This window comes from Ancylobacter tetraedralis, from assembly GCF_014195655.1.
Classification (GTDB): Bacteria; Pseudomonadota; Alphaproteobacteria; order Rhizobiales; family Xanthobacteraceae; genus Ancylobacter; species Ancylobacter tetraedralis.
Window position 1 is genome coordinate 312,831 of record NZ_JACICD010000006.1, and the last position, 21,781, is coordinate 334,611.

Below are 21,781 nucleotides of genomic sequence, written 5' to 3' on the forward strand. Positions count from 1 at the left end.
GATGCCGGTTCCTTGGGCTCGAATGGGCGTGCGGTCGCTGCAACGTCATTATTGACAACAGGCGGAGCGAACGTCAACGTAAATGAAATTATATTCCATTTGTGATGGAATGACAGGCCGGGAGGTGCTTTGATCGGCGCGTCCTGGAGAGAGAGACGGACAGAATGCGCAAGCGAACCAAGCCGGTTGATGGCAGCGATGTTGCGGAGGGCAGCAATCCGGCGGCCTCGCTCACGCGCGGGCTGGAAATACTGCGCGCGTTCACGGCCGATGTCGGCACGCTCGGCAACCAGGATCTGCTGGAGCGGACGGGTCTGCCCAAGGCGACAGTGTCGCGCCTGACCGCCACGCTCGTGAATCTGGGCTATCTGAACTATGACGAGACGCTGGGCCGCTACAGCATAGGTCCGGCGACCGTGTCGCTGGGCTATTCCGCGCTGAGCTCCAATCCCGTGATCCACATGGCGCGCCCGCTCATGCAGGAGCTGGCCGACAGGACCGGCGCGGCGGTGGCCCTAGGTACGCGAGACGGGCTGGAGATGGTCTACCTCGCCAATTGCCGCTCAATGTCGCCGGTCACGCTGCGGCTGAACATCGGCTCCAGGGTGCCGATCTGCCGCACGGCGATGGGCCTCGCCTATCTCGCCGAGATGAAGCTACCCATTCGCGCCTCCGTGCTGGAGCAGGTGCTCGCGGGCGAAAAGGACCAGGCCGCGCTTGTCACGCTCGTCGACAAGGCGGTCCGGGACTATGAGCGCGATGGCTTCGTCAGCGTCTTCGGCACTTGGCACAGCTACATAAACGCGGTCGGCGTCGCGTTCCGGCCGACGGATGGCTCGCCGCTCGTGGCGCTGACCTGCGGCGGCATCGTCGATCTTCTGCCGCAGAAACTGTGCCGTGAGATGGTCGGCCCCGAACTCGTGCGCCTGACGCAGCGCCTGCGCGCCCGGCTCGCCGGCCAACCCGATACGACGCCCATCCCGCTCGGCCTGCCCGACTGGAAGACTTCCGCGGAATAAGCTTCGCCCCTGAAGGACCCGCCATGCCGATTAATGTGATTTTTCCCAAGGTCAGCCTCGAAATGGCCAGCGGCAGCGTCTCGCGCTGGCATGTCAGGGAAGGCGACACGGTCGTTCAGGGACAGGTTCTGTTCGAGATCGACAACGACAAGGCCGCCGTGGAGGTGGAATCGCCGGGCTCGGGGATCATCCGCCATCTGGTCGGCAGCGATGTCGAGGTCGAGGTGGGTGCGGAAGTCGCCCGCATCCTTGCGCCTGACGAGGCGGTCGCCGATGCCGCGCCGGCGGCAATGCCGGTCGTGCAATCTGCTGTGCCGGCCACGGCCGAACAGAAAGTGGCGGCGGCACGCGGGACATCGCGGCGCGCCATGCCCAACCCGACGCCGCTGGCACGCCGCCTGGCCCGCGAGTACGGGGTTTCGATCGAGGGGCTGAAGGGCACCGGCCCTCGCAGCCGCGTGCAGAAGAAGGACGTTCTGGCCGGGCTTGCCCAGCCGGCCACCGCGCGCGCGGCGGCTTCTGTCGCTGAAGGCCCGTTCGCGCCGGCTGTGGCGGGATCCCAGTTGCTCAACGCGGTCTGGCTTCGCCGGGGGGACGGCCTTCCCGTCGTCCTGCTGCACGGTTTCAGCGGCGACCTGAACAACTGGCGCGGCCTGTTTGCTGGCGGCCGCAGCGCATTCCCCGCGCTGGCGCTGGATCTGCCGGCGCATGGCCAGTCGCCGCGCGGCGTGCCTGATGATCTCGACGACATGGCCGAATTGGTCGAGGCGACGCTGGCCGCCCAGAACATCGGCCCTATGATCCTGGCCGGACATTCCCTCGGCGGCGCGCTGGCGGCGCGCGTGGCGCGGCGGGCGCAGGCCGATATTCGTGGCCTTTGCCTTTTCGCGCCCGCGGGGCTGGGCCCGCAGATCAATGCCCCCTTCACCGAGGGCGTCGTGAGGGCGCGCAGCGCCGAGAGCGTGCGGCCCTGGCTGGAACTGCTGGTTCACGACCCGGCGACGATTTCCGACGCCTTCGTGCGGGCGGTCGTGCAGCAGCGCAAAGATGAGGATCTGACGGCGGCGATAGCGGGTTTCGCCAACCGCTTCTTCCCCGATGGCACGCAGAGCTTCTCCGTGGCCGCCGACCTCGCGAAGCTGCCGCAGATCGTGCGGGTCGTGTTCGGGCGGCAGGACCGGGTGCTGCCCTTCGCCTCCACGCGCGGCCTGCCCGACAATGTCGCGCTGCATGCCTTCGACGCCTGCGGGCACATGCCTCATCTGGAAAAGCCGGAGCTGGCGCTGCGCATCCTCAGCGAGGTCTGGCGCAGCGCCTGAGCGCCGGGAACCGCCTACTGCTGCCCGTAGCTGCCGTAGCGGCCGTGAACCTCGACCAGTTCCTCCGGCGTCAGCAGGACCGGCTCGCCGCCCGCGCACGCCAGAAGATACTGACGCGCGAGCATTTCGAGCTTCTCAGCGCGCATCAGTGCCGTGGTCAGGTCGGCCCCCGTGGTGACGATGCCGTGGCTCGCCATGAGGCAGGCGGAGTAGGTCGTGCCCATGACCGCGATCACAGTTTCGGCGAGGGCCGGGGTGCCGAAGCAGGCGTAGGGCGCGCAGGGGACGATATCTCCGCCAAAGCTGGCGATCATGTAGTGAAACGGCGGCATGGGGCGCCGGAGCGCGGCGAGAGCCACGCAGTTGTCGGGATGGGCATGAACGACGGCCCCGGCCGAGGTCGTCTGGTAGAGCCGGGCATGGATCGCCCATTCCGAAGACGGCTTCCAGCGGCCCTGCCAGTTGCCGGCAAAATCCATCTCGACAATCTGCTCCGGGTCGAGCGCGTGCGGGGGGATGCCGGTAGGCGTAATCAGCATACCTTCGCCGTGACGCAGACTCAGATTACCCGCCGTGCCACTGTTGAGCCTCAACTCGACGCTCTTCAACGTGGCGTCCACCAGGGCGACGCGCGGGTCGGAGAAGGTCGACATGGGGAGAACTCCTTGGCTTATGCATTCATGAGGTCCAACGCGCGCAGAAGCACGTCGTCGGCCCCGAGCTTGCCCGGCTTGAGGTAGAGCGAGATCGGCGTCCCGCCTTCCGCGACGCAGAAGCCCGTGCCGAGCGGCCCTTCGGGAAAGGCCCGCACGGCACCGATGCCCAGCGCCGAGACGACGGCGCCCGAGGTCTCGCCGCCGGCAACCACGAAGCGGGTGACGCCCCGTTCGTACAGACCTTTCGCGATGGTCCCCAGTACATGCTCGGCGCGCCGCGCGGCGCCGAGCGGGCCGAGCATGCGTTGCGCGCGCTCCACGCCCTCGGCGTCGGTTGCGCTCGAAATGGCAAAGGGTCGGGCGCCGACAAATGGGATCGCCCATTCCAGCGCGGCCGCGATCATCCCGGCTTCGCCGCGCGGGTCGAGGAGGTCCACCGTGAGGACTGGATGGGCCTCGCCGAATACATCGAGCTGCCGGAGAACCACCGGGCCGACCGAGCCGGCGATCACCGCCGCCGGGCCGTCGGCATGGCGCGGCGGGGGCATGGGATGCGCCGGTTCGGCGCGGGCAAGGCGGCAGGCATAGGCGATGATCAACGGATCGCTTGCCACCACGACGCTGGGCCGCGCGCAAGCGAGTTCGGCCGCGACCTCGGCGTCATTGTCGTCGCTCATGTCGAACAGCACATGGCCCGCCCCTTCCGCCGCCAGGGCGTCGACGGCCTCGCCCGCGGCACCCGCGCCGTTGACCAGAGTGGCGTGGTTGACGAGCGCGATCGGATGCGGGGTCTGCAGCGACAGGAAGCGCACGAGATCGGGGTCCGGCATCGGGGTCAACGGATCGAAGCGCTTGATCGAGTCGGAGACCAGCCGGCCGCGATAGAACAGATGCCCCTGATGAACCGTCGTGCCGTAGCGGGGAAAGCCGGCGCTCATCAGCACCGGCCGCAGGCCCTGTCGGTCCGCCAGGAAATCGGCTGCCGGCCCGATATTGCCCTCGGCGGTTGAATCGAAGGAGGCGCAGGCCTTATAGGCCAGCCGCGCATAGCCCGCCTGAACAAAGGCGTCGCTCATGCGGGCCAGCTCGGCAAGCGCGTCCGAAACCGCGATGGTGCGAGTCCGCGTGCCGGCCACGATAATCGGCGCCTCCGGGATGAGGCCGGCATGATCGAAGACGACGGGACAATAGATCCCGGCCCCCTCGATATAGCCGGCGACCATCAGCGCACCGGTAAAGTCGTCGGCGACGATGCCGAGATGCCGTCCCATGGCGTGCCTCAGGCGTTCATCATTTCGCGCGCGATGATGATCTGCTGCAGCTGCGATGTGCCTTCATAGAGCCTGAAAAGCCGGACGTCGCGATAGAAGTGCTCGACCGGATATTCCTGCATGTAGCCGGCGCCGCCGTGGATCTGTACCGCGCGATCGGCGACACGCCCCACCATTTCCGAGCAGAACAGCTTGGCGCTTGCGGCCTGCTGGATGATGCGCGCGCCCGTATCGAAGCGGCGGGCGGCTTCCAGTACCATGGAGCGGCCGGCATAGCTCTCGGTTGCGCTGTCGGCCAGCATGGCCTGGATGAGCTGGTGTTCGGCGATGGGCTTGCCGAACTGCACGCGGTTGCGCGCGAAGGCGACCGATTCATCGCAAAGCCGCTGTGCGATGCCCACGCACACCGCCGCAATGTGCAGGCGCCCGCGATTGAGCACCTTCATTGCCGTCTTGAACCCCTGGCCTTCCACGCCGCCGATCACCGCGTCCGCCGCCACGCGGCAATTCTCGAAGATCACGTCGCAGGTGTTCGTCCCCCGCTGGCCCATCTTCTTGTCGACGGCGCCGAAGCTGACGCCGGGTGAATGGCGCGGCACCAGGAACGCCGTCACGCCCGCGGGGCCCGGGCCGCCGGTACGCGCCATGACGGTGAACACACCCGCCACCTGTGCGTTGGTGATGAAGCGCTTGGTGCCGTTCAGGACGTAATGGTCGCCATCGCGGGCGGCGGTGGTCTTGACAGAACCGGCGTCTGAACCGACGTCGGGCTCGGTAAGGGCGAAGGAGCCGATGACCTCCCCTGTCGCCATGCGCGGCAGCCAGTATTCCTTCTGCGCCGGCGTGCCGTCGACGATGATGCCCTGCGAGCCGATGCCGTTATTGGTGCCGATGACCGAGCGGAAGGCCGGCGAGGTATAGCCCAGTTCGAGGGCTACGATCACCTCTTCCTCCATCGTCAGGCCCAGCCCGCCAAACGCCTCGGGAATGGACATGCCGAAGAGGCCGAGTTCGCGCATCTCATCGATCAGTTCCGGCGGGATCGCGTTTTCCTCTTCGACGCGTGCCTCCGCCGGCATCAGCCGTTCGCGGACGAAACGCTGCACTGTCTGCGCCAGCGCTTCGAGCAGGTCAGCGTCCCTGATCATCAAACTTGACCTTCTTAATCCTGTGAAAATTCCTGTTGCGTCCTGAGGCTGGCACAGCTTAGTGTGCCATTCAATAGAAAACGGAATTTATTTCCATAAACAAAAAGAGCCGTACGCGGCCGGGTACTGACACTCTCCAAGGACCACTCCGGAGGAACCATGGTTCGCCAGATACCGCTATCTCCGTCCGCGGCATGGTTCCGCCTGGAGCTCGAACAATCCGACTGGCGGGACGAGACGGCCCAGGACCTCATCCACTGGTACGGCCAGATGCTGCTGATCCGCCGCTTCGAGGAGAAGCTGCTCGATCTGGAGAAGGCGGGGCTCATTCACGGGCCGGCGCATGCGAGCATCGGCCAGGAGGCGGGAGCGGTCGGCGCCATGTCGGTGCTCGGCGCCGGCGACAAGATCAACGGCACGCATCGCGCCCATCACCAAGTGCTGATGAAGCTCGTCAACACCGAGGTGCCGGAAGGCTTCGACATCCGCACGGACACGTTCACGCCCGGCATGGATGAGGCCGTCTATCGCTTCATGGCCGAGATCATGGGTCTGGTGCCGGGCTATTGCGGCGGGCGCGGCGGCTCCATGCACATGCGCTTTGCCGATGCAGGCGTCGTCGGCACCTCGGCCATCGTGGGTGGCAACCCGCCCCACGCGGTCGGCTATGCGCTCGCCGACAAGATGCTGGAGCGCAACCAGGTTTCCGTCGCCTTCTTCGGCGATGGCGCCACCCAGAACGGCGCCAGCTACGAGGCGATGAACATCGCGGCGGCGCAGAGCCTGCCGGTCATCTTCTTCATCGAGAACAATCTCTACGGCGTTTCGACCCGCGTTTCCGACGTGACGCGCGAAACGCGCCTGTCCTCGCGCGGGGCCATGCTGGGCATCACCTCGATCGAGTGCGACGGCATGGACGTGGTGGCCGTGCATCGGGCCATGGCCGAGGCGCGCCGGCGGATCCGCGAGCAGGGCGGGCCCGTCGTCGTCGAGGCGCTCTGCTACCGGCATTTCCACCAGTCTGGCAGCCGCAGCGGCAGCGATTTCGGCTATCGCACCAAGGAGGAAGAGGCCGAATGGCGGGAGCGCGATCCCATCGCGCTAGCCCGCGAGCGGCTGACCGCGCTCGGCTATCTCTCCGCCGAGGAATTCGATCGCATCGACCAGCTGGTGACGGATCGCGTCGCCGCTGCCGCCGCGCGGCTGACCGAGCCGGTGCCCGGCGGCAATGCGCTGCGCATTCCCGACCGTCTCTGGCCGGAGGCGGGCAGCCGGGACCGCGGTATTCTGGGCGATCTGTCCGAGCTGGCCGGCAGGCGGATGCTGGATCACGACCAGCTCGGCGGCCTGCCGCTGGAAAAGGTGAAGTTCGTCACGGCGGCGTCGGAGACGATCGCGGCGGCGATGGAGCGCGATCCGACCATCATCGTCATGGGCGAGGATGTCCACCAGATGCGCGGCGGCGTCAGCGGTTTCACCAAGGGCGCGCTGGAGCGATGGCCCGGCCGCGTGCTGCCGATGCCGATCGCCGAGAACGGCTTTACCGGCGTAGCGCTCGGTGCGGCGCTCAACGGGCTTCGCCCCATCGTCGAGATCATGTTCGGCGATTTCTGCTTCACCGCCGCCGACCAGATCGCGCACGGCGTCGGCAAGGTGCGTCACATGTTCGGCGACGGCTTTCCGGTTCCGCTGGTCATGCGCGTGCGCGTGTCACCGCACACCGGCTACGGATCCCAGCATTCGGGCGATCCGTCCTCGCTCTTCGGCCTGTTCCCGGGCTGGCGCATCGTCACGCCGTCGACCGCCTTCGACTATATCGGGCTGATGAATTCGGCACTGGCCTGCAACGATCCCGTCGCGGTCATCGAGCATACCGAGCTTTATCAGCGCGAGTTCGAGGTGCCGCAGGGCGACCGCGACTACTGCATTCCTTTCGGCACCGCGCGGGTCGTCCGGCAGGGCAATGCCTGCACCGTGCTGGCGACCTCCGTCATGGTTCAGAACGCGGTCAAGGCGGCGCAGGAGACCGGCGTCGACGCGGAGATTATCGACCTGCGCAACATCGACCATCACGGCATGGACTGGGAGCTGATCGGCGCGTCCATCGACAAGACCGGACGCGTGGTCATCGCCGAACAGACGGCCCGCAGCCTTTCCATGGGCGCGACCTGGGCGGCCGAAATCCAGGAACGCTTCTTCGACAGTCTCGACCACGAAATCCTGCGCGTCACCGGCGGGCTTGCTGCGCCGACGGTATCGGCGGTCCTCAATCGCGCGGCGCTCGCGGGTGCCGGCGATGTGGGGGACGCCCTGCTGAGAATTGCGGAAAACCAGTGAAACACGAGCAGCCGCGGCTCAACCTTCAGAGAGGTGTACCACGATGAAACGACTAGACCTGAAACAGTCCAAGATGGTTCTGCTGTCGATGGCGCTTGCCGCGACCGTATTCTGCGGCCCGGTCCGGGCGGAAGAGCGCGCGCTGGTGATTGCGCGCGACATGGACATCAATTCGCTCGATCCCGCCCGTGCCTGGTGCGACACCTGCCAGATCTACAACACCTCCGTCTACGAGCAGCTCGTCACGCTCGACAAGGACAACAAGGTGGCCCCGGTCCTCGCCAAGAGCTGGGAGGCGAACAAGGACCAGACCCAGTTCACCTTCAAGCTCGATCCGGCCGCCAAATTCTCCGATGGCTCGCCCGTCGAGGCCAAGGACGTGAAATGGTCCTTCGAGCGCCTGAAGAACATCAAGGGCAACGGCGCCTTCCTCGCGGACCCGATCACCTCGATCGACACGCCCGACGCGCAGACGGTGATCATCCACCTGTCCGCCCCCAATTCCGAATTCCTCAACCAGGTCGCGGCGGGCTTCCTCGCCGTCATCAACAGCGATGTCGCGACGGCCGCGGGCGCGCTGTCGGACGTGACCGCCGTGAACAAGGACACGTCGGAAAACTGGTTCCTCACCCATTCGGCCGGCAGCGGCCCGTTCGTGCTGGCTTCCTATGAGCCGAACGCCGAGCTGCGCCTCAAGCGCAACGAGAAGTACTGGCGCAAGGCGCCGGCAGTGCCGGAAGTCGTGTTCCGCCAGGTCAAGGACGCGGTGGCGCAGGCACAGATGCTCCAGTCGGGTTCCGCCGACATCGCCATGCAGATCGACCCCGAGACCGCCAAGACCCTCGCCGGCTCGAAGATCGTCGTCGAGCAGGTGCCTTCCTACAACTTCGTCTACATCGCCCTGTCGCCCGGCGCGAAGGCCAATACCGTCAAGCTGACGCCGGAAGTGCGCGAGGCCATCTCCATCGCCATCGACCGCACCTCGCTGATCGACTTCACGCTGGGCGGCGCGGGCCGGCCGATGGCGACGCCGATCCCGCTCGGCTTCCCCGGCGGCGATGGCCACGAGATTCCGGCCTATAATCCCGCGCGCGCCAAGGAACTGCTGGCCAAGGCCGGGGGTGCGGGCGGCTTCACCCTCAAGTCGATCTATCCCGACATGAACGTGTACGGGGTCGACCTTTCGCTGATGATGCAGAAGATCCAGCAGGATCTGTCCAAGGTCGGCATCAAGGTCGAGCTGTCGCCGGTGCCGTTCGCGAACTGGCGCGAGGCGGCCAATGGCGACCACATTCCGCTGACCACCGTGTTCTTTGCGCCGGACTTCTACGGCACCTCGCAGTATATCGACGTGTTCGGCCTGTCCGAAGGCTCGGTCTGGGCCAAGCGCGCCGGCGCCGCGACCGATCCGAGCATCATCAACAAGGAAACCGGCAAGCTGCTCAAGCAGGCCCTTGCCGCCCCGACGACGGCGGAGGCGGACAAGCTGTGGTTCGAAGCCGGCCAGCAGATGGCCAAGGACCGCATCATCATCCCGATGGTCAGCCCGAATCTGATCCTGGCTCACAGCCCGGACGTGAAGGGCATGCGCTACAGCGCCTGCTGCAACCTGCCGCTTGCTGAAATCTCGAACTGATCGGTGCTGGAAGGGAGGCTTCACGCCTCCCTTCTTGCCATGGAGGACATCATGACACGCAGCCTGCCGAACAGCCGCGACGCTGCACTCCTTGCTCGCGCGCAGCGCGTCGTGCCGAACGGCGTATGGGGCCACATGGCGACCCGCGCCATCGGCCCAGGCTACCCTCAGTTCTTTGCCCGGTCGGAGGGATGCCGGGTGTGGGACGTCGATGGCAATGGCTATATCGACTTCATGTGCGCCTGGGGACCCAATGTCCTTGGCTACCACCATCCCGACGTCGATGCGGCGGCAATGGCGCAGTTGAAGGATGCCGACATCGGCAACGGGCCGACCGAAGCGATGGTCGAACTCGCCGAGCTTCTCACTGAGACCGTCGACCACGCCGACTGGGCAATGTTCCAGAAGAACGGCACGGACGCCACGACCGCCTGCGTGACGATCGCACGCGCCGCGACCGGCAGGCGAAAGATCCTGGTGGCGCGCGGCGCCTATCACGGCGCGGTGCCGTGGTGCTCACCCTCGCTGGTGGGCGTGACCGCGGAGGACCGGGCGCATCTCATCACCTTCGATTTCAACGACACGGCGAGCCTCGACCAGGCTGTGGCGGCGGCGGGCAATGACCTTGCCGGCATACTGCTCGCGGCCTTCCGGCACGATGTCGGCCGCGACCAGGAACTACCCGATGCGGCCTTCCTCCAGCACGCGCGCGCGGTCTGCGACCGGACCGGGGCGGCACTGATCGTCGACGAGGTGCGTGCCGGCTTCCGTCTCGACGTGCGTGGCAGCTGGGCGCCATATGGTGTGAAGCCCGACCTCGCCGCCTACTCCAAGGCGATCGCCAATGGCTGGCCGCTGGCCGCCGTCGCGGGAAGCGAGCGCATGCGCGAGGGTGCCGGCAAGATCTTCGTGACCGGCTCGTTCTGGTATGGCGCGGCGGCCATGGCCGCAGGCGTGAAGACGATCGAGATCCTGCGCGACAGCGACGCGCTGGCCCACACCGAAGCGATGGGCCTGCGGTTCCGCGAGGGCCTCGATGCCGCCGCCCGGCAGCACGGCTTCCGCCTGCGCCAGACCGGGCCGGCGCAGATGCCGATGGTGCTGTTCGACGGCGACAAGGAGTTGCAGATCGCGAACGCCTTCTGCTCGGCGGCGCTGCGCCACGGTGTCTACATGCACCCCAAGCACAATCTCTTCCTGTGCGCCGCGCACCAGCCCGCCGATATCGACCGCGCCCTCGAAGGCGCCGAGGAGGCCATGAAGGAAATCGCGGCCCTCGGACTTCAGCCCGCCTGACAAAACGTTCCGCCCCCTGACGGAGGATTCCGCATGCCCTACACCGACCACATCTTCACGGAATATCGGCGGCGAGTGGAGGCGCTGGAAGCGAGCGACAACCCGTTCGCCCAGGGCATCGCCTATATCGAGGGAGAGTATGTGCCGCTGAAGCAGGCGCGCATACCCATCCTCGACCAAGGCTTCCTGCATTCGGACCTGACCTATGATGTGCCGGCGGTCTGGGACGGCCGTTTCTTTCGTCTTGACGACCATCTCGACCGCTTCGAGCGTAGCTGTGAGCGGCTGCGCCTGAAGAGCCCCCTGTCGCGCCAGGAAATCCGCGACCGTTTGGTCGCGATGACCGCGAAAAGCGGCATCCGCGATGCCTATGTAATGATGATCGTGACCCGCGGCCTGCGCTTCGTGCGCCAGTACGCTCCCGAAGAATGCGAGAACTTCTGCTATCTCATGGTCATGCCCTATCTGTGGGTCATGAACGAGGAGACGCAGAAGACCGGCGGCAGCGCCGTCATCGCGCGTACGGTTCGCCGCGTTCCACCGGGCGCCATCGATCCGACGGTGAAGAACCTGCAGTGGGGCGATCTCACCCGCGGCCTCATCGAAGCGCGCGACCGTGGTGCGATGTACCCGATCTTGACCGACGGCGACGCCAATCTGACCGAAGGCTCCGGCTTCAACATCATCCTCATCAAGGACGGCAAGCTCTACACGCCGCGCCGGGGCGTGCTCGAAGGCGTGACCCGCAAATCGGTGCTCGCCGCCGCCGAGCAGCTTGGCTACCTCTATACGATCGACGACGTACCGGTGGATCTGGCCTATGCGTGCGACGAACTGCTCTTCGTGACCACGGCGGGTGGGGTGATGCCGATCACCACGCTCGACGGTAAACCGGTCGGCAATGGCGAGGTGGGGCCGATCAGCAAGGCGCTGTGGAAGGCTTATTGGGACGACCATTACGATCCCGACGTGAGCTTCGCGATCGACTATTGCGCCTGACGCACGGCCGGGGGCGCGGGCCCGGATGTCACACGCCGGGAGGAATGCTTGGGATTTCTCGATTACAAGGCACGGCCGCGCCTTCTCGTCGTCGGCAACGGGCACACATATGACCGCACCAACCTGATGGCGATGTTCGAGAGCTTTGCGGGCATGGAGCCCTTCCTCGTCGAACATCCGCTTGCCGAGCGCGTCCTCAATCCCGAATGCCTTGGCGATGTCGACGCCGTGGTGCTCTACGACATGCCGGGCGGCAATCCCTGGGACGGACCGAGCTACGAGGTTCCTCCGTCGGAGGCATTCAAGCAGGGTTTCGCGGCTCTGCTTGAAGCGGGCATGCCGATCGTGGCGCTGCATCACGCGATCGCGGCGTGGACCTCCTGGCCGGACTACGCCGAGGCTTTGGGAGGCGTCCTGAGGCATTTTCCTGGCGCGGTGCGTGGCAAGCCGGCGATGGATGGCGGCACGCGTTTCGAGGTCCCGATGACGATCAGAGCGGAGGACCCGCAACATCCGCTATTCGCCGGCCTGCCCTCCTCGTTCACCCTGACCGACGAGGCCTATCTCATGGAGGTCTTCGAGGAGGATGTAACGCCCATTGCCCGCAGCGATGTCGCGTTCACCGACCGCAACCTCTATTCGCTGAAGCTCGCCATGACGGGCGAAAGGCGTTCCAATCGTGGATGGCAGCGCCCGCCCGGCAGCAATCTCGTCGTCTGGACGCATCGGGTGAGGAACAGCCCGGTCGTCTACATCCAGCCCGGGCATTATCCCGAGACCTTCCAGGACGCCCATTATCGGCGCCTCGTGCGCGATCCCTGCGGATGCGCCGCAATTCGGGCCATGTGCGGCCCCTCGGAACCGACGGCAATCAGCTCGTCACGTTTGGCCGAGAGGTCACACAGAGAGGTGGCTTCCGCTGCAAAGAGCCTCGCGATCAAGCTCTCTTCGTAGGCGGAAGCAGCCGCCTCTCCCTGTCTGGTGACGGTGTAGCCGATGGCTCGATCTGCGTCGTCCCAGCGCTGCTGATGTGCGCGCAACGTCGCAGCGACTTCGGCGCGCCGTGAGTAAAGCGCCGGAAGCTCGGCCGCGAGCTCATCGAACTGCCGCAGGGAGGCGATTCGCACGGGCGACGGCAACTCGGCAGCACCAAAAACAGCCTGCTGAACGCCGATCGTCTGCGCTAGGTGCAGAGCCGCGACGCGCGAGTCTCTTAGCCGCCCGACCTACGCGCCGCACGCTAGCCCGCGCCGCAATCTGCTTCCGTGGTGCTTCCGCAACGAGTCAGAGGCGGATAGCCCCGAACGGACATATTGATAAATCCCCGATTCCACGCCGGAAAATTGCGCACCGACGTTGATGAAACTGAGAGCTACGTCTTCGCTGCGGCTCTCTAAGGCGCAACGTCGATATCTTTGATCACGATTGGCGCAGGCCTCGGTTCACCCCTCGGACGCCGCCATTTCCGGTCTCTGAGTGGGTACAGCGTTTTACACAATCACCCGATACAAGTGACTGCATCACGGCCTACCCCTCATCCTCCGCGAAGACCTCGTCGCGCTTGCCGCGAATACTGGGCAGGGCCGCGACCACGAGGATGATGACACCCACCGCGAGCAGCACCGCGGAAATCGGGTTCTGGATGAACACCATCGGGTCGCCATGGGCGATGATGAGGGCGCGGCGCAGATGCTCCTCTAGCAGGCCGCCGAGCACGAAGCCAAGCAAGAGCGGCGCCGGCTCGCAGCCGCACCGGATGAGCGCATAGCCAAGCACACCGAACACGATCACCGCATAGACATCGAACGGGTTGTTGTTGATGGAATAGCAGCCGATCGCGGCGAAGGTGACAATGGCAGGGAAGAGGGCGCGGTAGGGCACGGAGAGCAGCTTCACCCACACGCCGATCAGCGGCAGGTTGAGGATCACCAGCATCACATTGCCGATCCACATCGAAGCGACGATGCCCCAGAAGAGTTCCGGCTGTGACGAAATCACCTTGGGGCCAGGAACGATGCCCTGAAGGATGAACGCGCCCAGAATGAGCGCCATCACGGGATGGGCGGGGATGCCCAGCGTCAGCAGCGGAATGAACGAGGTCTGCGCGGCGGCATTGTTGGCGCTTTCCGGACCCGCCACGCCCTCGATGGCCCCGTGGCCGAACTCCTCGGGATGCTTCGAGCTCTTCTTCTCAACCGCATAGCTGGCGAAGGACGCCAGCACATGCCCGCCGCCGGGCAGAATGCCGAGGATGGAACCAAGGGCGGTGCCGCGCATAACCGGCGCCGCGATACGGCGGAACTCCTCGCGGCTCAGCCAGAGATGGGTGACATGCTTCACCCCGACTTCGCGTCCGCGCTCGTCCTCAAGGTTGCGGAAGATCTCCGCCACGCCGAAGACGCCGACGGCGATGGAGACGAAATTGATACCGCCATAGAGCTCGAGCTGGCCCAGCGTGAAGCGCGGCGTGCCGGTGTAGGCGTCCTGACCGACAGTGGCGAGCACGAGGCCTAGCACGATCATGCCGAGCGCCTTCAGCATGGAGCCGTGAGCGAGCGAGATCGACACCAGCAGTCCCACGACGATGAGCGCGAAATATTCCGGCGAGCCGAAGCGGATCGCGACGCTCGCCAGCGGCGGGGCCGCCATCGCGAGCAGAAGGGTGGCGACGCTGCCGGCGAAGAACGAGCCCAGCGCCGCCGTGGCCAGTGCCTGTCCGGCGCGTCCCCGCCGCGCCATCTGGTAGCCATCGACCGCCGTGACGGCCGAGGAACTCTCGCCCGGCAGGTTGATCAGGATGGCGGTGGTGGAGCCGCCATATTGCGCGCCGTAATAGATGCCCGAGAGCATGATCAGCGCCGTCACCGGCGAGAAGGTGAAGGTGATGGGCAGGAGCATCGCGATGGTGGCGGTCGGGCCTATGCCCGGCAGCACACCCACCAGCGTACCCAGCAGCACGCCGACGAAGCACCAGATGATGTTGACCGGCGAGAAGGCGGTCTCGAACCCCAAGGCCAGATTGGACAGAAGATCCATCATTCTCCTCACAGTCCGAAGACCGGGCCGAAGCTCGGCAGATTGATGCCGAGGCCCAGCTTGAACACGGCAAAGCACAGAAGGCTCATGACGGCTGCAATGATCAGGGCGGCCGCGAACGAGTTCTGCGTCGAGGAAAGGGCGGTCAGCGCGGTGCAGATGAAGACGATGGGAACGAGGCCCAGATCGTCGCTGGCATAGCCGAACAGGAACAGCGAGAGGCAGACAAGCACGAGGGCTCGCCACGGCACCGGCCTTGCCTGATGATCGCTATGGGCGCGCCAGTACTGGAGCCCGATGGCGATGCCGAGACCGAGCAGCAGCACCGACAGCACCACCGGAAAGAGGCCCGGCCCAACCTGCCCGCCGGCGCCAAGGTCGTAGTGGCGGGCCTCGCTTCCGAAGAAAATCGCAAGGCTGATGAAGATCGCACCGACATAAAGATCGTTGCGCGATCGTTGCGGGTTGGTCATGGGCATGGGCTCTCAGCTCGGCGCAGCGGGGCGGCATCATTGCCGTGCCGGCAAGTTCCGCATCATGCGCCTTCGGACACGAGGTGCCGGGCAGACTATGGGAGTCTGCCCGGCAGGGATGCTGCCGCTGGTCAGTTCGCCGTCTTCAGCAGCGCCTCGAGGCGTGCCGTCTCCGCCTTGAAGTGCGTGTCGAGCGCCGCGGGCGTCGCCTCGGTCGGCTCGACCGGAACGGTGCCAAGCGCGGCGAAGCGCTCGATCACCACCGGGTCCTTGAGGGCTACCTGCAGCGCCTGGGACAGGCGGACGCGAACCGCCTCCGGCGTACCCTTCGGCGCCCAGACCGCGTGCCAGGCTGTGATCTCGAAGCCTTTGAGTCCGCTTTCATCCACCGTCGGCACATCCGGCAGGATGGCGATGCGCTTGGGCGTCGTCACGCCGAACGCCTTAATCTCGCCGGCCTTGATCTGGTTGGTCGTATTGGTGGTCTGGTCGCACATCAGGTCGATGCGCTTGCCGATCAGGTCGGTCATCGCCGGTCCCGAGCCCGGATAGGGAACCTTGGTCAGCTTCGCGCCGGTGGCCTGTTCCAGCATCTGCGCGCACAGATGCGACACCGCGCCCACGCCCGCCGTGCCGATGGTCAGGGAGGTGCCCGGCTGCTTCATCAGCGCCAGCAGCTCGGCAATGGTGTTCGCCTTGAGATCGCTACGGCCGACGAGCGTCATCGGCACTTCCGTCACCAGTCCCACCGAGGTCAGTTCGGACGGCTTGTAGGGCAGCGCGGGATAGAGCGCAGCGAAGGTCGACACGCCGATATGATAGAGCAGCAGCGTGTAGCCATCGGGCGCCGCCTTGGCGACCTGGCCCGTGCCGAGCGAGCCACCGGCGCCGCCCTTGTTCTCGATCAGCACCTGCTGCCCGAGATTGGCGCTCATCGCCTGCCCCACGAGACGGGCGACCGTATCGCTCGGTCCGCCTGCCGCGGCCGGAACGAGAATGGTCACCGGCTTGGAGGGAAATGTGTCCTGAGCCGCAGCATTGTGCGTCGAGGCGGCCAGCGCGGCGAGCATGGCGGCAGTGGCGATCATGTGGCGTATCATGGTGAACCTCCCTTGTTTTCGTTGGTTCGGGTGCCGTTTGCCGGCACGTACTTCGTTTGGCCTCCGGGCGACGAGGAAGTGTCGCCCGGAGGCCGGCAACGCCGGACGTCAAGCGTTGGCTGCCTGGATGGCCTTGATCACGCCGGCCGTGACATCCGCCGTGCGGGCCGTGCCGCCGAGGTCGGGAGTGTGGAACCGGCTGTCGCCGGTGACGCGCTCAATGGCGCTCATGAGCCGGTCGGCGGCGGGCTTCTCGCCGAGATGTTCCAGCATCATCACGGATGACCAGAAGGTGCCGACCGGATTGGCGATGCCCTTACCGGTGATGTCGAAGGCCGACCCATGGATCGGCTCGAACATGGAGGGGAAGTTCCGCTCCGGGTTGAGGTTCGCGGTCGGCGCGATGCCGAGCGAGCCGGCCACGGCGGCCGCGAGGTCGGAGAGAATATCAGCATGAAGATTGGTCGCGACGATGGTGTCGAGGCTCTCCGGCTTCATCACCATGCGCACGGTCATCGCGTCGACGAGCATCTTGTCCCAGGTCACATCCGGGAACTCGGCGGCCACTTCGGTCGCCACATCGTCCCACATCACCATGGCATGGCGCTGGGCGTTCGACTTGGTAACGACGGTCAGATGCTTGCGCGGACGCGAGCGGGCCAGGTTGAAGGCGAAGCGGATGATCCGCTCGACGCCGCCGCGCGTGAACATGGCCACATCCGTCGCCACTTCCAGCGCCTGGCCGCGATGCACCCGCCCGCCGACACCGGCATACTCACCTTCCGAATTCTCGCGGATGATGACCCAGTCGAGTTCCGGTCCCTCAACCTTGCGCAGCGGCGAGGTGATGCCCGGCAGGATGCGGGTCGGGCGCACATTGGCATATTGGTCGAAGGGCTGGCAGATGTTGAGGCGCAGGCCCCACAGCGTGATGTGATCGGGAATCTCCGGGTGTCCGGCCGAGCCGAACAGGATCGCGTCGTGATGGCGGATCAGATCCCGCCCGTTCTCCGGCATCATCACGCCGTGCTTTTTGTAGTACTCGCCGCCCCAGTCGAAATGATCGACCTTGAACGAGAAGCTTCCCTCGCGCGCCGCCGTCGCGTGCAGCACTTCCACGCCGGCGGAGATCACCTCGTCACCAATGCCGTCGCCGGGAATAGCCGCGATCTTATAGGTCTTCATTGAATTTTCTCCAGAAAAGCAACACGAACGGCGCGTGCGGCAACGTTTGCGCGAAGCTCCACTCGGCTGAGCGGGCCGCAGGGCCGTGGGAGCGGGTCAGGACAGGGCGACGAGAAAAAGCCGAGGATGAGGAATGAACGGCAAGGCCGTCTGCTGAAGGGCGCGCTTCGGCACGCTTGCAACGTTGCGCGGCATCTGGAATTCCTCCCTATGTGCAGTCGGGCGCTTATGTCCTGCGCCTGTTCCACTCATGGTAGACGATGTCGCCCCTTCGTTAATTGAGGCTGCATTATATAATTTATTGAAATAATCTTCCGACGATGAACGAGGGCGAGAGCATGGATCTTCATCAGCTCAGATGCTTCGTGGCCGCTGCCGATGAGTTGCATTTCGGCCGCGCCGCCCGTCGCATGGATCTGATGCCGGCGGCCTTCGGGCGGCATATCCAGTTGCTGGAGGAGTCGCTCGGGGCGCGCCTGTTCGTGCGCACCACGCGCAGTGTCGGCCTCACCGACGATGGCGTTGCGCTCCTGACGGGGGCGCGCGGCCTCCTGCAGGCGGCGGATGAGATGGAGACCCGTTTCCGCGAGCGGGCGCGGCTCAATGCGACGACCCTGCGGCTGGGGGCCGTCGACACCGCCGCGGCCGGGCTGGTGCCGATACTGCTGCACGATTTCCGCGCCCGGCGGCCGGATATCGTCGTCGAACTGGTGGAGGACAAGACGATCGGCCTGCTGCCGCGTTTGCTCTCGGGGCGGCTGGATCTCGCGCTGATCCGGCCGCCGACCCAGCTCAGCCGCCAGATCGAGCTGCTCCACCTGCTGCGCGAAAGCGTGGTTATTGCCGTGCAGAGCGAGCATCCGCTTGCCCCGCGCGCCTCGGTCAGCGTGCGCGAACTAGCGGACGAGCCGCTGATCGTGCCTAACCGGCGCCTGCGCCCGCACAGCCACGATCTCACGATCAAGCTGTTCGCGCAGGAGGGACTGAAGCCGATCATCGCGCAGGTCGCGGGTGAGAAACAGACGATCGTAGGCCTCGTCGCCGCTGGCCTCGGCGTAGCGCTGGTGCCGCGATGGACCTCGCGCATGAGCGTCGCTGGCGTGGCTTATGTCCCGCTCGACTTCTCAGGGTCGGAAGAGCTGAATGTCCTACCACTGTCCGCGGCCTGGATGGGGGGCTCGCGTGATCCCATCCGCGATGACATGCTGCGGTTGCTGGCCGACAATCTCGATCGCTACCGGGCCGACGCTTAGGCGGAGAGCTGTCCCAGGTGTCCCACGTCCTCGCTATTCGCCGCGCCGGGCAACCACGAGTTCGCGCAGAGCGATGACGGCGGCATCGGGGGTCGTCACCACCTCGACGCCGCCGACAGCCTGTACCGCCGCGCGGGAGCGCGCGAGCGAGAACTGACCAAGCACGATCACATCGCACCCGCGCAGTCGCGCCGCCGCCGTGGCGACACGCGCGTCATGCTCCTCGCCGTTACTCGCCTTGAGCGCGCTGAGGGCGCCGTCGGCAACCGCAACCTCAATGGCGATGCGGCGACCTTCCACCGCGGCCATGGCCTCAAGTTCGCTCGACAGCGCGGCGCCGGACGGCCCGAAGCTGACAATTAAACCGATGCGGTCGCCTTGTGCCAGCGCGGCCCGGAAGGCGGCTTCGTTGGGCCGGAGGACGGGAATCTCCAGCCGTTCCTTCACCGCCTCGATGGCCGGGCCGAAGGCCGAACAGGTGAAGAGGATGCCCGCGGCCACTCCACCGGCCCCAACCGCGCTGGCGGCGTAGTCGCCCAGCGTGACGAAGCGGCGGATCATGGCGGCATCGATCCTCCCGACAGCGGCGAGGTCGACGGCCAGCGACGTGTCGAGAAGGTCGAAGACGAGCGCCTCCGGCCACTGCTCGCGAAACGCCTTCCGCGACGGGATAACGGACTCTTCCAGCGCGTGGATGAGCACAATTCGCGGGCTATCGCTCATGGAGCCTCCTGGCGCGCACGCAGGGCATGGATGATCGCCCGGTCGCGCTCCGCCTCCAGTTCGTTGATCGAGCGACCATCGACTTCACGCTCGATCCCCTCGACGAGCATCGCCTGCACTTCGGGGGTGAGGCGCGGCGTCCCCAATGTCGACCAGCGCCGTTCCTGACTGGGACCGAGATGGTCGAGATAGTGGCGCATCCCGCCCGGACCACCTCCGAGATGATAGGCCATATGGGCGCCGATGATGGACCAGCGCAGGCCGGGGCCGTGAACCAGCGCCGCGTCCACCTCCGGCACGTCGGCAATGCCTTCCGCGACAATGTACACAGCCTCACGCCACAGCGCAGAAGCCAGCCGGTTGGCGATATGGCCGGTCGCATCCTTGCGCAGAGTGACGGTCTTGCGTCCGAGGGCCTCATAGAACGCCACCGCCCGCCCGCGCACTGCATCGTTGGCGGCGTAGATCTCGACGAGCGGCATGAGGTGCGGCGGATTGAACGGGTGCGCCGTGACCAGTCGCGCCGGGTCGGCCATGCCGGCGGAGAGCTCGGTCCAGGTCAGCGACGAGGTGCTGCTGGCGATGATGGCGCCCGGCGGCGCCGTCGCCTCGACCTCCGCATAGAGCGCCGCCTTCACCGGCACCTTCTCCGGGGCGTTCTCCTGAACCCAGCAAGCCGTGCGCACAGCGTCCGCGAGCGAACGCGCCGGCCGGAACGTGCCCGGCTGCGTGTCGCCCAGCTCACGCAGTTGAGCCATCAGCGGCACGAGGCGCTCCGGCATGGCTTCCACGGTCGACCTGTCGGGGTCCCAGGCGGCAACATCCAGACCGTGATGAAGGAACAGGGCTGCCCAGCTCTGCCCGATCAGCCCGCAGCCAAGAATGGCCACGAGCGGACGGGCCGGGCTCGGCTGGCGGCCGCTCCCGGATGACGGGTTAGATGATGAAGCCATAGTGATCCCATTCCACGGCGGTCGCCTGCGCGGCGAGTTGCTCATATTCCGCGCGCTTGATGGCGAGGAAGGCGTGATGCAGCCGCGCGCCCAGTATCTCCCTGACGAAGGCGGAGTGCTCGCAGCGATCGATCGCGTCGAGCCAGCTACGCGGCAGGCTTCGCCCGCGCCCTTCGGCATGGCCGTCGCCATGTGTGGGCGGGCCGGGATCGCGGTGATTGCGGATACCGTCGAGGGCGGCGCCAAGCGTCACCGCCGCGACGAAATACGGATTGGCGTCGACGCCAGCCACGCGGTGCTCGAAATGGCGGGTGGCGCCGCCGACACCGGGCGTGCCGGGAATCCGCAGCGCGACGGTCCTGTTGTCGACGCCCCAGCTGTCGGAGGCCGGCGAGTAGACAGCGGAGGCGAAACGCCGCCAGGAGTTGAGGAAGGGGGCGAGGATGAGCATCGTCTCCCCCAGCGTCGCGCGCACGCCGCCGATGGCGTTCAGCATCAGCGGACTGAGGGAATTGTCGGGCTGATCGGCGAAGAGATTGGCGCCCGAGCTGTCCGCCAGCGACAGATGCAGATGCATGCCCGAACCCGACTGATCGCCGAAGGGCTTGGGCATGAACGTCGCTTCCACCCCGAACCGCCTTGCCACGGAGCGGATTAGCCGCTTGGCGATGATGACGTCGTCCGCCGCCCGAGCGAGGTCGCGGTAGCGAATGGTCAGCTCGAACTGGCCGACGCCATATTCCGAGATCAGGGATTCCAGCGTCAGGCCAAGTTTGGCGGCGCCCTCATAGATCGCGTCGAAGAGGGGAGACACTTCGTCGAGCTCGTCGACAGAGAGCGCATTCGGGCCGATGGGGCGTCGGCCGGTCAGCGGGTAGCGGGCCGGCCCATGGCGCCCCTGCGCGTCCGGCTGCGGATCCACCAGATAGAATTCGAGCTCGAACGCGCCCATGGGCGTAAAGCCGGCCTGCCGCGCCCGCTCGATCTGCCGGAGCAGAACCGGTCGGGGTTCCACGTCGGTCGGCAGGCCGGCATCGGTGAACATGCTCACCAGTACCTGCCCCCGATTGACGTGCGGCTGGAGAGCGAGTGTTCCCGGTATCGGCCAGCAGCGCTGATCGGCGCCGCCATCTTCCAGAATGAGGCCCGTGGCCTCGACATCGCGCCCAGTCACGTCCTGCGCGAAGATGTTCGTGGGTATCGGACGCCCGGACCGATACAGGGCCTCAAGCTCGTGGCGGCGGATGATCTTGCCGCGGCCGATGCCGTGGCAATCGGTCATGACGATGTCGAAGGCCGGCGCGTCGGGGTGGGCGGCAAGAAATTGCTGCGCCTCGTCGAGGCAGGCCCCGGAGGGCGAGGTGTGCGTCATGTCTT

18 protein-coding genes are annotated in these 21,781 nt (G+C 66.1%); 8 read left to right on the forward strand and 10 right to left on the reverse strand.

The features are described from left to right. The first annotated feature begins 164 nt into the window (after window positions 1-164). Together FHS55_RS16805 and FHS55_RS16810 are read left to right on the forward strand one after the other, a co-directional pair. Complete coding sequence (locus FHS55_RS16805; RefSeq protein ID WP_183190920.1) at window positions 165-1,019, forward strand: IclR family transcriptional regulator; 855 nt, start codon at window positions 165-167, stop codon at window positions 1,017-1,019. Window positions 1,020-1,042: 23 nt separating this feature from the next. After that, window positions 1,043-2,338, forward strand: a complete 1,296-nt coding sequence (locus tag FHS55_RS16810; RefSeq protein ID WP_183190921.1) for an acetoin dehydrogenase dihydrolipoyllysine-residue acetyltransferase subunit — start codon at window positions 1,043-1,045, stop codon at window positions 2,336-2,338. A 14-nt stretch (window positions 2,339-2,352) separates the two neighbouring features. Here FHS55_RS16810 and FHS55_RS16815 read toward each other — a convergent pair whose 3' ends face one another. Genes FHS55_RS16815 through FHS55_RS16825 form a run of 3 tightly spaced genes read right to left on the reverse strand, consistent with a single transcriptional unit; the run spans window position 2,353 to window position 5,413 of the window. Next, window positions 2,353-2,991 carry a class II aldolase/adducin family protein gene (locus FHS55_RS16815; protein WP_183190922.1) on the reverse strand — a complete coding sequence of 213 codons (639 nt, stop codon included), beginning with the start codon at window positions 2,989-2,991 and terminating at the stop codon, window positions 2,353-2,355. A 17-nt stretch (window positions 2,992-3,008) separates the two neighbouring features. Beyond that, a complete protein-coding gene (locus tag FHS55_RS16820) occupies window positions 3,009-4,265 on the reverse strand; it encodes a four-carbon acid sugar kinase family protein (RefSeq protein WP_183190923.1) in 1,257 nt (418 codons plus the stop codon). A gap of 8 nt (window positions 4,266-4,273) precedes the next feature. Then, on the reverse strand, window positions 4,274-5,413 hold the full coding sequence (locus tag FHS55_RS16825; protein WP_183190924.1) for an acyl-CoA dehydrogenase family protein: 1,140 nt from the start codon (window positions 5,411-5,413) through the stop codon (window positions 4,274-4,276). Between the two features lie 159 nt (window positions 5,414-5,572). On the opposite strand from FHS55_RS16825, the gene FHS55_RS16830 reads away from it, so the two are divergent. Genes FHS55_RS16830 through FHS55_RS16850 form a run of 5 tightly spaced genes read left to right on the forward strand, consistent with a single transcriptional unit; the run spans window position 5,573 to window position 12,635 of the window. Beyond that, complete coding sequence (locus tag FHS55_RS16830) at window positions 5,573-7,750, forward strand: alpha-ketoacid dehydrogenase subunit alpha/beta (protein WP_183190925.1); 2,178 nt, start codon at window positions 5,573-5,575, stop codon at window positions 7,748-7,750. A 43-nt stretch (window positions 7,751-7,793) separates the two neighbouring features. After that, the gene (locus tag FHS55_RS16835; RefSeq protein WP_425485827.1) at window positions 7,794-9,386 is read left to right on the forward strand and encodes an ABC transporter substrate-binding protein; all 1,593 of its coding nucleotides are present in this window, start codon (window positions 7,794-7,796) and stop codon (window positions 9,384-9,386) included. A gap of 48 nt (window positions 9,387-9,434) precedes the next feature. Continuing rightward, window positions 9,435-10,682: an aminotransferase class III-fold pyridoxal phosphate-dependent enzyme gene (locus tag FHS55_RS16840; protein ID WP_343056222.1), complete on the forward strand. Its 1,248-nt coding sequence runs from the start codon at window positions 9,435-9,437 to the stop codon at window positions 10,680-10,682. A gap of 33 nt (window positions 10,683-10,715) precedes the next feature. Continuing rightward, window positions 10,716-11,681 carry an aminotransferase class IV gene (locus tag FHS55_RS16845; protein WP_183190927.1) on the forward strand — a complete coding sequence of 322 codons (966 nt, stop codon included), beginning with the start codon at window positions 10,716-10,718 and terminating at the stop codon, window positions 11,679-11,681. A gap of 48 nt (window positions 11,682-11,729) precedes the next feature. Next, window positions 11,730-12,635 (forward strand): ThuA domain-containing protein, encoded by a 906-nt coding sequence (locus FHS55_RS16850; protein WP_183190928.1) that lies wholly within the window; start codon window positions 11,730-11,732, stop codon window positions 12,633-12,635. A gap of 573 nt (window positions 12,636-13,208) precedes the next feature. Here FHS55_RS16850 and FHS55_RS16855 read toward each other — a convergent pair. The 4 genes from FHS55_RS16855 to FHS55_RS16870 form a co-directional block, all read right to left on the reverse strand. Next, window positions 13,209-14,717, reverse strand: a complete 1,509-nt coding sequence (locus FHS55_RS16855; RefSeq protein ID WP_183190977.1) for a tripartite tricarboxylate transporter permease — start codon at window positions 14,715-14,717, stop codon at window positions 13,209-13,211. Between the two features lie 8 nt (window positions 14,718-14,725). Further along, window positions 14,726-15,196, reverse strand: a complete 471-nt coding sequence (locus tag FHS55_RS16860) for a tripartite tricarboxylate transporter TctB family protein (protein WP_183190929.1) — start codon at window positions 15,194-15,196, stop codon at window positions 14,726-14,728. A 125-nt stretch (window positions 15,197-15,321) separates the two neighbouring features. Beyond that, on the reverse strand, window positions 15,322-16,290 hold the full coding sequence (locus tag FHS55_RS16865; RefSeq protein WP_183190930.1) for a tripartite tricarboxylate transporter substrate-binding protein: 969 nt from the start codon (window positions 16,288-16,290) through the stop codon (window positions 15,322-15,324). 108 nt (window positions 16,291-16,398) lie between these two features. Further along, on the reverse strand, window positions 16,399-17,475 hold the full coding sequence (locus FHS55_RS16870) for a tartrate dehydrogenase (RefSeq protein WP_183190931.1): 1,077 nt from the start codon (window positions 17,473-17,475) through the stop codon (window positions 16,399-16,401). Between the two features lie 338 nt (window positions 17,476-17,813). On the opposite strand from FHS55_RS16870, the gene FHS55_RS16875 reads away from it, so the two are divergent. Then, window positions 17,814-18,728: a LysR family transcriptional regulator gene (locus FHS55_RS16875; RefSeq protein WP_183190932.1), complete on the forward strand. Its 915-nt coding sequence runs from the start codon at window positions 17,814-17,816 to the stop codon at window positions 18,726-18,728. A 33-nt stretch (window positions 18,729-18,761) separates the two neighbouring features. On the opposite strand, the gene FHS55_RS16880 is transcribed toward FHS55_RS16875, so the two are convergent. The 3 genes from FHS55_RS16880 to FHS55_RS16890 are packed head-to-tail and all read right to left on the reverse strand — an operon-like array spanning window position 18,762 to window position 21,776. Beyond that, window positions 18,762-19,451, reverse strand: a complete 690-nt coding sequence (locus FHS55_RS16880) for an aspartate/glutamate racemase family protein (protein WP_183190933.1) — start codon at window positions 19,449-19,451, stop codon at window positions 18,762-18,764. Further along, complete coding sequence (locus tag FHS55_RS16885) at window positions 19,448-20,404, reverse strand: 3-hydroxyacyl-CoA dehydrogenase NAD-binding domain-containing protein (RefSeq protein WP_183190934.1); 957 nt, start codon at window positions 20,402-20,404, stop codon at window positions 19,448-19,450. Before FHS55_RS16885 ends, FHS55_RS16880 begins: the two co-directional genes overlap by 4 nt. Further along, window positions 20,388-21,776 (reverse strand): glutamine synthetase family protein, encoded by a 1,389-nt coding sequence (locus FHS55_RS16890; RefSeq protein ID WP_183190935.1) that lies wholly within the window; start codon window positions 21,774-21,776, stop codon window positions 20,388-20,390. The genes FHS55_RS16885 and FHS55_RS16890 overlap by 17 nt, the downstream gene beginning before the upstream one ends. Between the last annotated feature and the right edge of the window lie 5 nt (window positions 21,777-21,781).

Coding starts and splice junctions, on each gene's coding strand:
- FHS55_RS16875 (WP_183190932.1), top strand. CDS start 17,814: ATGGATCTTCATCAGCTCAGATGCTTCGTGGCCGCTGCCGATGAGTTG.
- FHS55_RS16860 (WP_183190929.1), bottom strand. CDS start 15,196: ATGCCCATGACCAACCCGCAACGATCGCGCAACGATCTTTATGTCGGT.
- FHS55_RS16870 (WP_183190931.1), bottom strand. CDS start 17,475: ATGAAGACCTATAAGATCGCGGCTATTCCCGGCGACGGCATTGGTGAC.
- FHS55_RS16845 (WP_183190927.1), top strand. CDS start 10,716: ATGCCCTACACCGACCACATCTTCACGGAATATCGGCGGCGAGTGGAG.
- FHS55_RS16820 (WP_183190923.1), bottom strand. CDS start 4,265: ATGGGACGGCATCTCGGCATCGTCGCCGACGACTTTACCGGTGCGCTG.
- FHS55_RS16865 (WP_183190930.1), bottom strand. CDS start 16,290: ATGATACGCCACATGATCGCCACTGCCGCCATGCTCGCCGCGCTGGCC.
- FHS55_RS16855 (WP_183190977.1), bottom strand. CDS start 14,717: ATGGATCTTCTGTCCAATCTGGCCTTGGGGTTCGAGACCGCCTTCTCG.
- FHS55_RS16805 (WP_183190920.1), top strand. CDS start 165: ATGCGCAAGCGAACCAAGCCGGTTGATGGCAGCGATGTTGCGGAGGGC.
- FHS55_RS16830 (WP_183190925.1), top strand. CDS start 5,573: ATGGTTCGCCAGATACCGCTATCTCCGTCCGCGGCATGGTTCCGCCTG.
- FHS55_RS16825 (WP_183190924.1), bottom strand. CDS start 5,413: ATGATCAGGGACGCTGACCTGCTCGAAGCGCTGGCGCAGACAGTGCAG.
- FHS55_RS16810 (WP_183190921.1), top strand. CDS start 1,043: ATGCCGATTAATGTGATTTTTCCCAAGGTCAGCCTCGAAATGGCCAGC.
- FHS55_RS16880 (WP_183190933.1), bottom strand. CDS start 19,451: ATGAGCGATAGCCCGCGAATTGTGCTCATCCACGCGCTGGAAGAGTCC.
- FHS55_RS16835 (WP_425485827.1), top strand. CDS start 7,794: ATGAAACGACTAGACCTGAAACAGTCCAAGATGGTTCTGCTGTCGATG.
- FHS55_RS16890 (WP_183190935.1), bottom strand. CDS start 21,776: ATGACGCACACCTCGCCCTCCGGGGCCTGCCTCGACGAGGCGCAGCAA.
- FHS55_RS16885 (WP_183190934.1), bottom strand. CDS start 20,404: ATGGCTTCATCATCTAACCCGTCATCCGGGAGCGGCCGCCAGCCGAGC.
- FHS55_RS16815 (WP_183190922.1), bottom strand. CDS start 2,991: ATGTCGACCTTCTCCGACCCGCGCGTCGCCCTGGTGGACGCCACGTTG.